Origin of the sequence: Paenimyroides baculatum (genome assembly GCF_008629655.1) — a bacterium.
Lineage (GTDB): Bacteria > Bacteroidota > Bacteroidia > Flavobacteriales > Flavobacteriaceae > Flavobacterium > Flavobacterium baculatum.
Map to the genome: position 1 here is coordinate 19,195 of NZ_VWSG01000006.1, position 14,454 is coordinate 33,648.

Annotated in this window: 14 protein-coding genes and 4 tRNA genes; 13 read left to right on the plus strand and 5 right to left on the minus strand. The window is 32.8% G+C overall.

Going from position 1 to position 14,454, the window contains the following annotated elements; translation table 11 throughout:
* The first annotated feature begins 226 nt into the window (after positions 1–226).
* The 6 genes from F0460_RS08890 (at position 227) to typA (ending at position 2,911) form a co-directional block, all read left to right on the plus strand.
* A tRNA-Glu gene (locus tag F0460_RS08890) sits at positions 227–298 on the plus strand.
* Between the two features lie 30 nt (positions 299–328).
* Positions 329–400, plus strand: a tRNA-Glu gene (locus F0460_RS08895).
* Between the two features lie 31 nt (positions 401–431).
* Positions 432–503 (plus strand) — tRNA-Glu (locus F0460_RS08900).
* A 30-nt stretch (positions 504–533) separates the two neighbouring features.
* Positions 534–605, plus strand: a tRNA-Glu gene (locus tag F0460_RS08905).
* A gap of 155 nt (positions 606–760) precedes the next feature.
* A complete protein-coding gene (gene rpsT, locus F0460_RS08910; protein WP_124899859.1) occupies positions 761–1,012 on the plus strand; it encodes a 30S ribosomal protein S20 in 252 nt (83 codons plus the stop codon).
* A 99-nt stretch (positions 1,013–1,111) separates the two neighbouring features.
* The gene (gene typA / locus F0460_RS08915; protein WP_150012378.1) at positions 1,112–2,911 is read left to right on the plus strand and encodes a translational GTPase TypA; all 1,800 of its coding nucleotides are present in this window, start codon (positions 1,112–1,114) and stop codon (positions 2,909–2,911) included.
* A gap of 46 nt (positions 2,912–2,957) precedes the next feature.
* Here the strand turns inward: typA and htpG are convergent, their stop codons facing one another.
* On the minus strand, positions 2,958–4,808 hold the full coding sequence (gene htpG, locus F0460_RS08920; protein ID WP_150012380.1) for a molecular chaperone HtpG: 1,851 nt from the start codon (positions 4,806–4,808) through the stop codon (positions 2,958–2,960).
* A gap of 154 nt (positions 4,809–4,962) precedes the next feature.
* Here htpG and F0460_RS08925 point away from each other — a divergent pair, with 154 nt between their 5' ends.
* From F0460_RS08925 to F0460_RS08940, 4 genes are all read left to right on the plus strand, one after another.
* Entirely contained in the window at positions 4,963–5,421 is a 459-nt protein-coding gene (locus F0460_RS08925; RefSeq protein ID WP_150012382.1) for a lipocalin family protein, read from the plus strand.
* A gap of 14 nt (positions 5,422–5,435) precedes the next feature.
* Positions 5,436–6,134 carry an OmpA family protein gene (locus F0460_RS08930; protein ID WP_150012384.1) on the plus strand — a complete coding sequence of 233 codons (699 nt, stop codon included), beginning with the start codon at positions 5,436–5,438 and terminating at the stop codon, positions 6,132–6,134.
* 121 nt (positions 6,135–6,255) lie between these two features.
* Entirely contained in the window at positions 6,256–8,229 is a 1,974-nt protein-coding gene (locus F0460_RS08935) for a M4 family metallopeptidase (protein WP_150012386.1), read from the plus strand.
* A gap of 70 nt (positions 8,230–8,299) precedes the next feature.
* Positions 8,300–8,965 (plus strand): MgtC/SapB family protein, encoded by a 666-nt coding sequence (locus F0460_RS08940; RefSeq protein ID WP_150012388.1) that lies wholly within the window; start codon positions 8,300–8,302, stop codon positions 8,963–8,965.
* Here F0460_RS08940 and F0460_RS08945 read toward each other — a convergent pair whose 3' ends face one another.
* The 3 genes from F0460_RS08945 to F0460_RS08955 are packed head-to-tail and all read right to left on the minus strand — an operon-like array spanning position 8,966 to position 10,945.
* On the minus strand, positions 8,966–9,583 hold the full coding sequence (locus tag F0460_RS08945) for a GNAT family N-acetyltransferase (protein ID WP_150012390.1): 618 nt from the start codon (positions 9,581–9,583) through the stop codon (positions 8,966–8,968).
* A gap of 18 nt (positions 9,584–9,601) precedes the next feature.
* On the minus strand, positions 9,602–9,940 hold the full coding sequence (locus tag F0460_RS08950) for a hypothetical protein (protein WP_150012392.1): 339 nt from the start codon (positions 9,938–9,940) through the stop codon (positions 9,602–9,604).
* Positions 9,941–9,988: 48 nt separating this feature from the next.
* The gene (locus F0460_RS08955) at positions 9,989–10,945 is read right to left on the minus strand and encodes an FKBP-type peptidyl-prolyl cis-trans isomerase (protein ID WP_150012394.1); all 957 of its coding nucleotides are present in this window, start codon (positions 10,943–10,945) and stop codon (positions 9,989–9,991) included.
* 77 nt (positions 10,946–11,022) lie between these two features.
* Here F0460_RS08955 and F0460_RS08960 point away from each other — a divergent pair, with 77 nt between their 5' ends.
* The 3 genes from F0460_RS08960 to F0460_RS08970 are packed head-to-tail and all read left to right on the plus strand — an operon-like array spanning position 11,023 to position 12,486.
* Positions 11,023–11,424 (plus strand): RNA-binding S4 domain-containing protein, encoded by a 402-nt coding sequence (locus F0460_RS08960; protein WP_150012396.1) that lies wholly within the window; start codon positions 11,023–11,025, stop codon positions 11,422–11,424.
* A complete protein-coding gene (locus tag F0460_RS08965) occupies positions 11,411–11,992 on the plus strand; it encodes a methyltransferase domain-containing protein (protein ID WP_150012398.1) in 582 nt (193 codons plus the stop codon). The genes F0460_RS08960 and F0460_RS08965 overlap by 14 nt, the downstream gene beginning before the upstream one ends.
* Positions 11,989–12,486: a phosphoribosyltransferase family protein gene (locus tag F0460_RS08970; RefSeq protein WP_150012400.1), complete on the plus strand. Its 498-nt coding sequence runs from the start codon at positions 11,989–11,991 to the stop codon at positions 12,484–12,486. Before F0460_RS08965 ends, F0460_RS08970 begins: the two co-directional genes overlap by 4 nt.
* A 37-nt stretch (positions 12,487–12,523) precedes the next feature.
* Here F0460_RS08970 and F0460_RS08975 read toward each other — a convergent pair whose 3' ends face one another.
* A complete protein-coding gene (locus tag F0460_RS08975; protein ID WP_150012402.1) occupies positions 12,524–14,440 on the minus strand; it encodes a T9SS type B sorting domain-containing protein in 1,917 nt (638 codons plus the stop codon).
* Between the last annotated feature and the right edge of the window lie 14 nt (positions 14,441–14,454).

Consider the following 14,454-nt stretch of genomic DNA (forward strand, 5'->3'; position numbering starts at 1 on the left):
AGCTACTGATTCTCTTTTTTTTATTTTAATCTATTGATTTTTAATTGTAAAACAAAAAAAGTACATATCAAAGCCTAAAAACGTTTGTGAATTCAAAATTTATGTTGATATTTGCACTCGCTAACAAAAAGCATAATCGTTGATAGAATCAGCTAGAAAAAAGTAACAAAATAATTTGTAGGTTTTAAAAATATTAATACTTTTGCAACCGCAAATACAAAATAATGGCCCGTTCGTCTATCGGTTAGGACGCCAGGTTTTCATCCTGGTAAGGGGGGTTCGATTCCCCCACGGGCTACAAAGGTTATCATCGAACCTAAAAAACGATGGCCCGTTCGTCTATCGGTTAGGACGCCAGGTTTTCATCCTGGTAAGGGGGGTTCGATTCCCCCACGGGCTACAAAGGTTATCATCGAACCTAAAAAAAAGATGGCCCGTTCGTCTATCGGTTAGGACGCCAGGTTTTCATCCTGGTAAGGGGGGTTCGATTCCCCCACGGGCTACAAAGGTTTTCATTAAACCTAAAAAACGATGGCCCGTTCGTCTATCGGTTAGGACGCCAGGTTTTCATCCTGGTAAGGGGGGTTCGATTCCCCCACGGGCTACAGTTAGTTGTAAATAAGTTTTGTAAAATACTAGTCAGTGTCTCGATTATTATTTTATTAGTTAAAACCAAAGTGATTGGTAACAATTGTGGGAGGTTTTTCTTTTTTAACTAAAAGTTTTAAAAATAATTAATTACAATTAAAAAGATTAAAAAATGGCAAATCACAAGTCAGCTTTAAAAAGAATTAGAAGCAACGAAAAAAAGAGAGTATTAAACAAGTATCAGCACAAAACAACTCGTAACGCGATTAAAGCTTTACGTTTAGTTGGAGAGAAAGCAGAAGCTGCTGAAAAATTAGTTGTTGTTACTTCTATGATCGATAAATTAGCTAAAAAGAATATTATTCACGCTAACAAAGCAGCTAACTTAAAATCTAAATTAACAAAACACGTTAACGCACTTTAATTAGTTAATGTTTTTGAGATATATAACACTTAAGCTCTCCTTAACCGAGGGCTTTTTGTTGTTAAATGGCATCTGCAAAATAAGAGAAACTTTAGTTTTATGACCCAAATAAGAAATATCGCAATTATTGCACACGTTGACCACGGTAAAACTACATTGGTTGATAAAATTATGTACCACTGTCAACTTTTTCGTGATAACGAAAATACAGGAGACCTTATCCTTGACAATAACGATTTAGAACGTGAAAGAGGTATTACCATTACTTCTAAAAACGTTTCGGTTCAGTACAAAGGAACAAAAATTAACATTATCGATACTCCTGGTCACGCGGATTTCGGTGGTGAAGTAGAACGCGTATTGAATATGGCCGATGGTGTTTGCCTTTTGGTAGATGCTTTCGAAGGACCAATGCCACAAACTCGTTTCGTTTTGCAAAAAGCGATCGATTTAGGATTGAAGCCTTGCGTTGTAATCAATAAAGTAGATAAAGAAAACTGTACTCCGGAAGAAGTGCACGAAAAAGTTTTCGACTTGATGTTTGAACTTGGAGCAACTGAAGATCAATTAGATTTCCCAGCGGTTTACGGTTCTGCAAAAAACAACTGGATGTCTGACGATTGGAGAAACCAAACTGATAACATCGAGCCATTATTAGACATGGTTATAGAGCATGTACCAGCTCCAAAAGTTTCAGAAGGTAATCCTCAAATGTTGATTACATCTTTAGACTTTTCAGCATTTACAGGTCGTATCGCTATCGGTCGTTTGGAAAGAGGTGTTTTGAGAGAAGGAATGCCAATTTCTTTGGTAAAAAGAGACGGAAGTGTAACAAAATCTAGAATTAAAGAATTACATACTTTTGAAGGTCTTGGACGTAAAAAAGTTACTGAAGTAATTGCTGGAGATATTTGTGCTGTTGTTGGAGTTGAAGGTTTTGAAATTGGAGATACCATTTCAGACCACGAAAACCCAGAAGGTTTAGCGTCTATCGCGATTGATGAACCAACAATGAGTATGTTGTTTACAATTAACGATTCGCCTTTCTTTGGTAAAGAAGGAAAATTCGTAACTTCTCGTCACATTCGTGAGCGTTTAACAAAAGAATTAGAGAAAAACTTGGCTATGAGGTTAGGTGAAACTGATTCTGCTGATAAATTCATGGTTTTTGGTCGTGGAGTATTGCACTTGTCTGTTCTTATTGAAACAATGAGAAGAGAAGGATACGAACTTCAAATTGGTCAACCACAAGTTATCATCAAAGAAATCGACGGTAAAAAATGTGAACCAATCGAGGAATTAACTATTGATTTGCCAGAAAATCTTTCAGGTAGAGCGGTAGAGTTTGTTACCATGCGTAAAGGTGAAATGCTTTCTATGGAAACTAAAGGCGAACGTATGATTATTAAATTCAACATTCCATCACGTGGAATTATCGGATTAAGAAATCAACTTTTAACAGCGACTGCTGGTGAGGCTATTATGGCACACCGTTTTATTGGATATGAGCCTTTCAAAGGTGAAATTGCCGGACGTAACAAAGGTTCGTTAATTTCTATGGAAAAAGGAAAAGCAATTCCTTATTCTCTTGATAAATTACAAGATCGTGGTAAATTCTTCATTGAACCAAACTCTGAAATTTATGAAGGTCAGGTTATTGGAGAAAATTCTCGTGCAGATGATATGTCTGTAAACGTAACGAAAGAGAAAAAACAATCTAACGTTCGTTCTTCTGGAAATGATGAAAAAGCAAGAATCATCCCGCCAATCATTTTCTCACTTGAAGAAGCTTTAGAATATATTCAAAAAGATGAATATGTTGAGGTAACACCAAAATCGATCCGTATTCGTAAAATTCATTTAAGCGAAACGGACAGAAAACGTTATAAAAACGATTAATTATATTTTATTTCATAAAAAAAGGAGCTTTTAAGCTCCTTTTTTGTTATTTAATACTTTCGAAATTTCGTTTTACAAAAGCAGTTAATTCTTCTCCTTTAAGTAAACCTTGTGCCAGTTTTGCCAAATCTAATGCTTGCTTAACCAAATTGTTTTTTGTTTCTTCGTTACTTTCGTTTAAAATTTTCGAAGCAATTTCAGAATTTGTATTTACAATTAAGTTGTACGAATCTGGGAAACTGCCAAACATTGAATTACCGCCCATTGCCTGCATTTCTTTCATACGGCGCATAAATTCTGGTTGCGTAATCATAAAAGGTTCTGCACTGCTGTCTAAAGCTTCGGTTTGAATGTTGTAGCTTTTATTTGCAATAGCAGTTTCAATAAATTCTTTTAATTGGGTTGTTTCGGTTTCGCTTAATTTCGATATAACTTCCTCATCTTTCTTAATTAAATTATCGATAGAATCAGCATCAACTCGAGAAAAAGTAACGTCTTGGTTATCCATTTCCAATTTTTGAATCAAGTGCGAAACAATTGGTGAATCTAATAACAAAACTTCATACCCTTTTGCTTTTGCATTGGCAATGTAGCTGTGTTGCGCATCTTTGTTCGATGCGTATAAAAGAACCGTTTTATCATCTTTATTTGTTTGGTTGATCTTCGCTTTTTCTTTTAACTCTTCCCAAGTATAAAAAGCATTGTCAACAGTTGGGTACAAAACAAAATCTTTCGATTTTTCGTAGAATTTATCTTCACTCAACATACCGTATTCCAAAACAATTTTAATATCGTTCCATTTTTGTTCAAAAGCAGCACGGTCTTCGTTAAATAACGATTTTAGTTTGTCGGCAACTTTTCTAGTAATGTAGTTCGATATTTTTTTAACATTTCCATCTGCCTGTAAATAAGAACGCGACACGTTTAACGGAATATCCGGCGAATCAATAACACCTTTCAACATCGTTAAAAATTCAGGAACGATTCCTTCTACATTATCGGTTACAAAAACCTGATTTTGATATAATTGGATTTTATCTTTTTGAATGCTTAAATCGCCCGATAATTTTGGGAAATAAAGAATTCCGGTTAAATTGAATGGATGATCTACATTTAAATGGATGTGAAACAAAGGATCATCGAACTGCATTGGATACAATTCACGGTAAAAGTTTTTGTAATCTTCGTCTGATAAATCACTTGGTTTCTTTGTCCACGCCGGGTTTGGATTGTTGATGATTGAATCAACAACAACTTCATTTTCGCCTTCTTTTTCAGTTTTAGTTCCGAATTTAATAGGAACAGGCATGAATTTATTGTACTTATTAAGTAATTCCTGAATTTTATGATCTTCTAAAAATTCGGTAGAATCATCGGCGATATGAAGGATGATTTCGGTTCCGCGATCGGTTTTGTTTGATGGTTCTAAAGTAAATTCCGGAGATCCATCACACGTCCAATGCACAGCAGGCTCATCTTTGTAAGATTTTGTAATGATTTCAACCTTACTTGCAACCATGAAAGCAGAGTAAAATCCTAAACCAAAATGACCTATAATTCCTGAATCTTTAGCAGAATCTTTGTACTTGTCTAAAAATTCTTCGGCACCCGAAAAAGCTACTTGGTTAATGTATTTTTCAACCTCTTCACCTGTCATTCCCAATCCTTGATCAATAATATGAAGCGTTTTGTTTTCTTTATCAATCTTCACTTCAATTTTAGGATTGCCGTATTCCACAGCAGCCTCACCAATTGATGTTAAATGTTTCAGCTTTAAAGTAGCATCGGTTGCATTACTTATTAATTCACGTAAAAAGATTTCGTGATCGCTGTATAAAAATTTTTTAATTAACGGAAAAATGTTTTCTACCGTTACGTTTATTTTACCTGAAGTCATATTTTTGTACTTATTTTTTTTAAATTTAATTTGGTTTAAAATAGTCAAAATAGATACCAAACTGATAAATATGACAAAAAGACATAAAAAAAAACAGGCAAAATTAAATTGAGGCACAAATTTTGTTAATTTTGAAATATAAAATATTATAATTATGAAAAAGGTCTTAGCAATAGGAATTTTATCGTTAGCAATGTTTTCATGCAAAACATCTACGAACACTAAAAATGACGTTCCGACTCAAATTAAATTAAAAGGGGAGTGGACATTAACAAATGTAAAATATCCGTCAGGATATAAAGTAACATCTTTCAATGTTGCCGATGCAAAATGTTTTGAAGGAAGCCAATGGAAATTTGTATCGAATAATAACACAGGTACAGTTACTTTAAACAACAATAGTGCTAATTGTCCGCAATATAATTCTAAAATTATATGGAACATTAAGCAAGATACATCTTTCAACTTAAAGTTTATTGGTGATGATAAAGCTAAACACGTAACAACAGGTTACAATTTAACAGCATCTAATATCACAGACAATACTTTTGAATTGATTGATAATTCTACAGAAGCTACTATTGTATATTCATTCGTAAAAAACAACAAATAGAAAATAATTAAGTTATGAAGAAATTAAATGTATATGTATTAAGTACTGCACTTTTAGCAGGCTCTTTTTTAACAAGTTGTAATACGGTTAAAAATGCAAATAATACGCAGAAAGCTGCTGTAGTAGGTGCTACTGCAGGTGCCGTTTTAGGTGGTGTTTTAGGTAACAACGTTGGTAGCAAAAATAATAGTGCTTTAGGTGCTGTTTTAGGTGGAGTTATTGGTGGTACTGCAGGTGCAATCATTGGTAAAAACATGGATAAGCAAGCTCAAGAAATTGAAACCGCTTTACCAGGAGCTCAAGTTGAAAGAGTTGGAGAAGGTATTAAAGTAATATTAAACGAGAATACAGTAAACTTTAACTTTGATTCTGCAGAATTAACTTCAACAGCAACTTCTAATTTAGATAAAATTGTTAAGGTTTTTAAACAAAATCCTAAAACACATATCATGATTTACGGTTATACTGATAGTGTAGGTAAAGATGAATATAATATGAAATTATCTCGTAGCCGCGCGAATGCTGTAAAAGCTTATTTAGGATCTAAAGGAATTGGGGCTAAAAGAATTACATCACAAGGTATGGGTGAAGCAGATCCAATTGCATCTAACGATACAAAAGATGGACAAGCAAAAAACCGTCGTGTTGAATTTGGAATTGTAGCTAATGAAGACATGATTCAAGATGCTCAAAAAGAAGCAGCACGTTATTAATAAAATATAAGTTTTTTATAATTTAAAGCAGAGTTATTCTTGTAACTCTGCTTTTTTTGCTTTAAGTATAAAATAATTCGTAATTTTAGATCCGTTTTAAAACAACATAAAAACCTAACTAATGAATAAAAACTTCTTTCAAGTAAAAAAAATATCTACACGTTTAATTTTAGCGGCTATTTTATTAGCAGGCAGTGGTGTTTCCGCTTCTAATATAATAATCAATAAAAGTTATAAAGTAAATACTGATTTACCAAAACCACAATATCAAAATAGATTGGGAACTTTTATGGTTGATATGTCAGATGTAAACCTTTCTTTGACTGAATTTTCCAAAAGCTTAAATAGTTATTTTGATTTAGATAAATCGCACAGATTTGAATTGGTTAATGAAAAGCACGATTCGCAAACCGGATTTACCAATTACAGCTACCAGCATTTTTATAAAGATGTTAAGATAAACGGAGATATAATTTTTCTACATGTAAAAGAAGGTAAACTGCAATTTGTTAATGGGCAGGTAGTTAATGTAAAGGAATTATCAACTTCCGGTTCAATCAGCGAAGAAAAACTTAAAAGTATTGCTTACGATGATTTTGGGAGAAAAGACGATGTAAAAGTAAGTACAGTTGAAACTTATATATTAAAACATCAAACAGAGAAAAATGTAACTCTTAAGCTGGTAAACAAAATTAATCTTACAAGTTTTAATCCGGCGAAGAGTATTGATTTTGTAATAGACGCGCAAACAGGCGAAATATTATCGCAAATTAATAAAGTTATGCATGCTGATACGCCTAGTTCAAGTGCTACTTACTTTAGAGGAACAAAAAGTATTACTGTAGATTCTTATAATGGTAATTACAGGTTAATGGATAATGCTAGAAAAATTAGAACTTTAAATGGTTCTCAATTAAACGGAAATTTAAATTCTAACGGAACTTTTTCAGGTTTTTCAGAATATACAAATTCATCACCTAATTATACATCAACAAACATTAGACCAGCAGTTGAAGTTCATTGGGGAATGATACAAACCTACGATTACTATAAAAATATACACAACAGAGCAAGTTTTGATGATAATAACCACGATATAAATAATTATTATAATGCAGGTTCTTTTTTAGGAACTCATGATAATGCAGCGGCATTTGATGCTGTGTTTGGAAATGACGTTTATAATGGAATGTTTTACGGCAGAGGTAGTTCCATGATGCATCCGGTAGTAGCTCTTGATGTTGCAGGTCACGAATTCACTCACATGGTTGTTAGTAGAAATGGCAATGGCGGTTTAGATTATCAAGGAGAGTCTGGAGCTTTAAATGAATCTTTTGCCGATATTTTTGGAACAGCCATTGAGTTTTATGTAAATGATAACCCAAATTGGACAATTGGAGAAGGTATTTTTAAAAGTAATATCAATTACAATTATTTTAGAAGTATGAGCGATCCTAATACTACACCGGCTTTTTTGGCGCCAAATCAGTCAGATACTTATGAGGGAAACTATTGGGCAAATACTTCTTCTTCTTTTGATAATGGTGGTGTACATATTAACAGTGGTGTTGGTAATCATTGGTTTTATTTGTTAAGCGTGGGTGGAATGGGAATAAATGATTTAAATAACAACTATTATGTTAATCCAATAACCATTCAAAAAGCAGAAAAAATAGCTTATAAAGCCTTAACAACAGGATTAACACCAACTGCTACTTATTTAGATGCTTATAATGCTACTATTGCAGCAGCAATTACTTTATACGGAGCGAATTCTAACGAATGGGAGCAAGTTGTTAATGCTTGGTATGCTGTAGGAATTGGCGATGCACCCGCATCAACTAAAAATTACGAAATGCAGTCTAAATTAAAAGTGTATCCAAATCCAACTACTGGAAATGAAGTTACTATTGAATCTGAATTAGATGCTGCTACAGCTGTTGAAATGTACGATTTAGCTGGTAGAAAAGTTTTAGCTCCTACATTGTTGCAAAACCGAACAACTATAAATGTTGCAGGTTACAAAACAGGAATGTACATTTTAAAATTTAAATCAAATCAAGGAGAATATTCTCATAAATTAATGATTAAGTAAATAAAATTTAATATTTTTAATACAAATAAAGGTTAACGCAATATCGTTAACCTTTTTAATTTTTATACAGATGGATTTTAATATAGCATCAGATCACTGGGAAGCACTTGATTTACTTAAAGCAGTAACATCTCTAATTATTGGTATGATACTAGGTGCCGAACGTGAGCTTAAAGATAAAGCTGCTGGTTTTAGAACCATTACATTAATTTGTTTGGGAAGCACACTTTTTACTCTGCTTTCATACAAATTGGGCATGGGCGAATCTGAAGATGCTACACGTATTGCTTCGTATGTGGTAAGTGGAATTGGTTTTTTGGGTGCGGGAGTCATCTTTAAAGACGGTTTTACAATAAACGGATTAACTACAGCAAGTATTATTTGGATTGCCGCTGCTATTGGAATGAGTATTGGTTTCGGACAATTTTATATTGCTTTTACCTTTTTAGGAGCCAGCTTTGTAATTATTCATTTAGGCGGATACATCAATAAAAAACTACTTACCATGATTTCTTTGAAAAATATTGAATTACAGATTGATAAGAAAGATTATGAAAGCAGAAATGAATTAGAAACAGATATAAATAATTTTTGCAAAAGGATTGAATTACGCCAGATGGAAGAACATAATAACATAATAATTCTTCATTACGAGTGTAAAGTATACACTAAAAAAGTGTTGGATCTTGAAAATTACCTTGTAAACAATAAATACATCAACAGCTTTAAAATATAGTTAGATTGTATTTGTAGGATTAATTTTACCAGAAAGCATCTGTTTTACTGTTTCGTTCCATTCATTGTTTAAAATACTTAAAACCATTGTGTCACGGCGAACACCGGTTTTTGGGCAAATGGCATTACTGCGTAAAACGCCGTCAACGGAACAACCAATACTAAGTAGTGCATTTATACTGCGCAAATTTTCGGTATATGCTCTAAATTCCACGCGAACCATCTGCATTTTTTCAAAAGCAAATTCTAAAAGCAGCCATTTACAGTGCTTGTTCACGCCGGTTCCCTGATGCTCTTTTCCGTACCAAGTGTAACCCATTTGCAGTCTGTTACTGTCCAAAAAAATATCGCAGTAACGTGTAGCTCCCACGAATTTTTGTTTCTTTTTATCAAAAACTGCAAACGTATATTCTTTTTGATCGATTCTTTTCTGAATGGCAATTCCTATGTACTTGTTTAAGTTTTCGGGCGTATCACATTTAACCATAGAATATTCCCATATTTCTGGCTCATTCAGCGTATATTCCAAAAGTTCTTCATAATGCTTTGCCGATAACGGTTCAAGCATTACAAAATCATTTTCCAGAATATAATCTTCGTTAAAATCGAAATTAATCATTAAACAGTACTGTGAATCTTATTGAATTATACTTTTAAAGAAAACCTTACAGTTATTGTCAAAATCGGTATCTTTTAAAAACGCTAACGCCATAGAGCTGATTTTTTCGTAATCATCTTTTTCTAGCTGATCTTTAAAAATATCGTTATAAATGTTACTGATTATACCAAAAACACCTTTTAGTTCTTCGGGTTTTATCTCTTTATTTTTTGCAAATATAATCCTTAAAAAGTTAGCTGCAACATAGGCTGCAATTTCTACCGCAATGTTAACCGAAATTTCACCTTTTAGACTTTTATGGTATAGAAGTGTTTCTAAATCTTTTTGAATTAAATTTTCTATGTTTGATGAATTCATATCTGTTTTAAGATAAAAAAAACCTGCTTTAAACAGGTTTTTAATTTATTAATGACAACTTTTATCGAGATGTTTTTTTACCGAACCACCTTCGCAGGTTGGTATTTTGTCAAAATCATATAGTTTTTTAACTGTTTCTCCATTTTCTGTTGTGGTGTATGTAATTTCTTCGCGGGTTGTATAACCGTCACCATCATCATCTAAATCTATAAAGTTTGGTTTACCGTCGCCGTCTGTATCATCATCCCACAAATCACCGTTTCCGTTTACATCTTCGTATTTATCTAAAATACCATCGTTGTCGTGATCCGCATCTTTTTTGGCGATCAATGTTATATGGAAAATTATTGGGGAATAAGCACTAATAGATCCTGATGGAGAACTGAAATATCCTAATCCCGATGGAATAAATACCAAAACACGACCTGGATTTTCGTAAGTATAAGTACCGTCACCATTATCTGTAATGCTGGTAGCAGTTTTAATTTTTTCAAGAATTTGTCGGTAACCTGCGATCGTTTCTGTGTAGGTTGAGTAAGCTGGATAGGCACTCCAATATCCGAACTGGTATTTATCGAAAACACTTTTATCTAAATTGTAACCTGTGTACGACGTAAAAGCATTATCGTGAATCATTGGTGTTTCGCCACCGCCTTCGTTCAAAATTATATAGTAGATTTTATATTCTACAGGATCATTCTGTTTTTGTAAACCTTGTACCCCAGTAAAATATGGCAGATTTTTTACGGTGATTGACTGTAAAGGATATTCGTTTTGTTTCCAAATAGAATTATCAGCTTCAGACGCAACAGTTTCAAAATTTACACCATCTTCTAAAACCTCAACGCTGTTAGTTTTTAAAAATGTTTCAATTTCCTTAATATTTTCATTAAAAACTTCCTGTTTGTCACGATCAACTATTTCTTTAGCATTATCATCTGGTTTACAGTTCCAAAGTAATAGTGAACCCGTGCAAATTACAGCCGATATAAAAAATCTTTTCATTTAACTTAAATTAATGGTGCAAGATACAATTTTCATTTATTTTTGTTTAAAAATTAACCCAAAATTATAATATAAACATGCGTGTAGATAAATATTTGTGGTGTATCAGAATTTTTAAAACGCGAAGTATTGCAACCGAAGCTGTTAAAAAAGGACATGTTTCTGTGAACAATCAGCAGGCAAAAGCGTCAAGAGATGTGTTTGCGGGTGATAAAATTCAGGTTCGGAAAGATCAAATAAATTATCAGTATTCGGTTTTGGATATTCCGCAGAACAGAGTAGGAGCCAAGTTGGTTGATATGTACCGAAAAGATGATACGCCGGCAGAAGCTTTTGAACATTTGGAACTTTTAAAACTAGCGAAAGAGCATTACAGATTAAAAGGCGATGGAAGACCAACCAAAAAAGACCGAAGAGAGATAGACGGATATTTAGATGATGAAACCTATTTTGAAGAATTAAACAATGAAACTAAATAAAGAATATTGGACAGAGCGTTACAGCCAGAATAACATTCCGTGGGATGCTGGCGTAATCACAACGCCTATTAAAGAATATATTGATCAATTAACTAATAAAGATTTAAAAATTTTAATTCCCGGTGTTGGTAATGGTCACGAGTTAAATTATCTGTACACCAACGGATTTAAAAATGTTTATGGTTTAGATATTTCTGAAGAACCTATTGCAAATTTTAAAAGAAATAATCCCAATTTTCCTGAAGATCAATTAATAGTTGGCGATTTTTTTAAACATGATAATCAATATGATTTAATAATTGAACAAACATTTTTTTGCGCCTTAAATACAGAATTAAGACCTTTGTATGTAGCTAAAATGCACAATTTGTTAAAAGAAAATGGTAAATTGGCGGGTGTTTTATTCTCATTTCCGCTAACAGAACAAGGTCCGCCATTTGGTGGCAGTGTAGATGAATATCAGAAATTATTTTCAGATAGTTTCTTACTTAAAACATTAGAACCCTGTTACAATTCAATAAAACCAAGAGAAAACAACGAACTGTTTATTATATTCCATAAAAAATGACACAAAATATTATACTAACACAGCAACAGATACAGCAAATAACCAAACGTATTGCATACCAGATTTACGAAACTTTTGTAGATGAAACCGAGATTGTAATTGCAGGTATTGCAAACAGTGGTTATACTTTTGCACAGAAAATAAGCGATGAGGTTTCTAAAATTTCAGATATAAAAGTTGTTTTGGGAAAAGTTGAAGTAAACAAACAAAATCCGTTACAGGAAATTAAAACTGATTTATTAAAAGCCGATTATGAAAACAAGGCAATTGTTTTGGTTGATGATGTAATGAATTCTGGTGCTACATTGGTTTATGGCGTTAAATACTTTTTAGAAGTACCATTGAAAAAGTTTAAAACAGCCGTTTTAATTGACAGAAGCCACAAAAAATATCCGGTAAAAGCTGATTTTAAAGGGATTTCTTTATCAACATCGAGTTTAGAACACATTCAGGTTGTTTTTAACGAAAATGAAGAATATGCTTATTTAAGCTAATAAAAAACCTCAAACATTTGTTTGAGGTTTTTGTTATTTATTTTGTTTCATACATTACTTCAACCCAACCGGTTTTAATGCCGTTTAAAGATTCAAAGCTATAAAAGTAAGTTCCTGATGGTAAAACACTACCGTTGGTTGCTTGCCCGTGCCATTGGTTTGTGTAGCCTTCGCCGTAACTGTAAACTAAAGATCCTAGCCTGTTATAAATACTTAGTTTTGAAACTACCTGTGGTGTTAAATCCCATGAGTCGTTTAAGCCGTCTCCGTTTGGTGAAATTCCTCTTGGTACTAAGCAATCATTATTATAAACGGTAAACTGTGTTTCGTAGGTGCATTTATTAAAATCTGGATATTCTTCATCTACAAATAAACTGTTGCCATAAATATAGATGGTTTGTTTGCCGTAAATAATAGCTTCAGAAGCATAGGCGCTTAAACGCTTTCCTTGTCCGTTAGGTTGGGTAAAATAATTATAGCCTAAAGGTAAAGGCGTTAAAATATATGGCTCGCATTCAAAATTATATTTGTCGGTAAAGGTTATTCGTTCTTTAGAATTAAGATGTAATTCTGAAATTATGAAACAATCTCTATCGTCTTCAACTCTAACATGAATAATTTCGTTTGTGCCAAATGGTACACTATAATTTGTTGGTTGTGAAATTATATTTGTTTTATTTATGGCATCGTTTCTTGTAGTATGATAACTAAATTCATAAATAATTTGTGTTTCATAATCAGTAAGATAGCTTTCAGATTTTGTTAAATTGTAAACCAAACTATTAGCTGTTGGAGTAGCGCAAAATTCAGAATATTCTATAATTTTTGGTGGAAAATTTAATAAAACTCTTAATTTTATAGGTACAATAATTGGGCATTTGTCATTAATTGAAATGTGTAAATAAATTGTTTTAGTTGCACTTAGGTAATTTGTAATATTTTTAATGTTTCTATTATTATTTGCTATAGCATCCTCTTCATTTTCATAGAATTTATAATCAATATCAGCAGTATTTAGGTTGTTAATTTGGTCTTCTATATCGGTTAAATCAAAATATTCGTCTTTTGTATAATCAAAATCGCAAATTTCAAGCATTAAATCGTTTTCTGGTAATTTGGCAACTTCGTTGACAATAAAAGTTATTTCAGTAACACGCGCCAATAAACCATTTGCACGTTTAAATCGGGCATATATGGTTTTAGGACTATCGGTTATCGAAACATCAAAAGGAGTTGAAAGTGAGTTTGTAGCAAACAGACTATTAGCATCGGCTTCATATTCAAAAAAATCGATGGTAAATGTTTGATTTATATTGTTAATTTCGTCTCTAATCTGATCTAAATCAAACGATTCTTTACCGTTTTTATCTTCGTCACAAACTTCGTATATTTTCCCAATAACACTACAATTTAAAACTGCATCACCACCAAAAGATAAATCATAACTAACAACAGAACTTTCCCAATGATCTACTGCAATTAAAATTCCGTCACCCGGAACTACATCATACCAACGAACCATACCCGGAACAACTGCTGTAGCTGGTGGCGCTGCACCTGCTGTTTCGCAAAGTTGTGTTGGTTCCAACATTGATAAACCTATATCTGCTGTAGTAATGCCTAAAATGGTGTTTTGTGAACCGCGGTCACTTGGTCCTAAATTGGATAAGTTTGGGTTTAACCACGATGCGAAATCAAAATCTACCATTGTATTTGGGCTTACCTCAAACGTAAAGGTTGATCCAGACTCTATTTCTACATAGTAAAGTGTAATAGCAGTTGATAGTGGTAACGTACTGCATGAAGTATATAAATTATTATAAATATTTGTAGTAGGAGTAGTTCCTTGAACGGTTTGTCCGGAACATAGATTGATTATATGTGAAGGGTTTATATTTTGGCTATAGCTAAAATTGAAACCCAGAAGTAATAAAACAGTAATAATATATTTCATATAATGAATTTTAT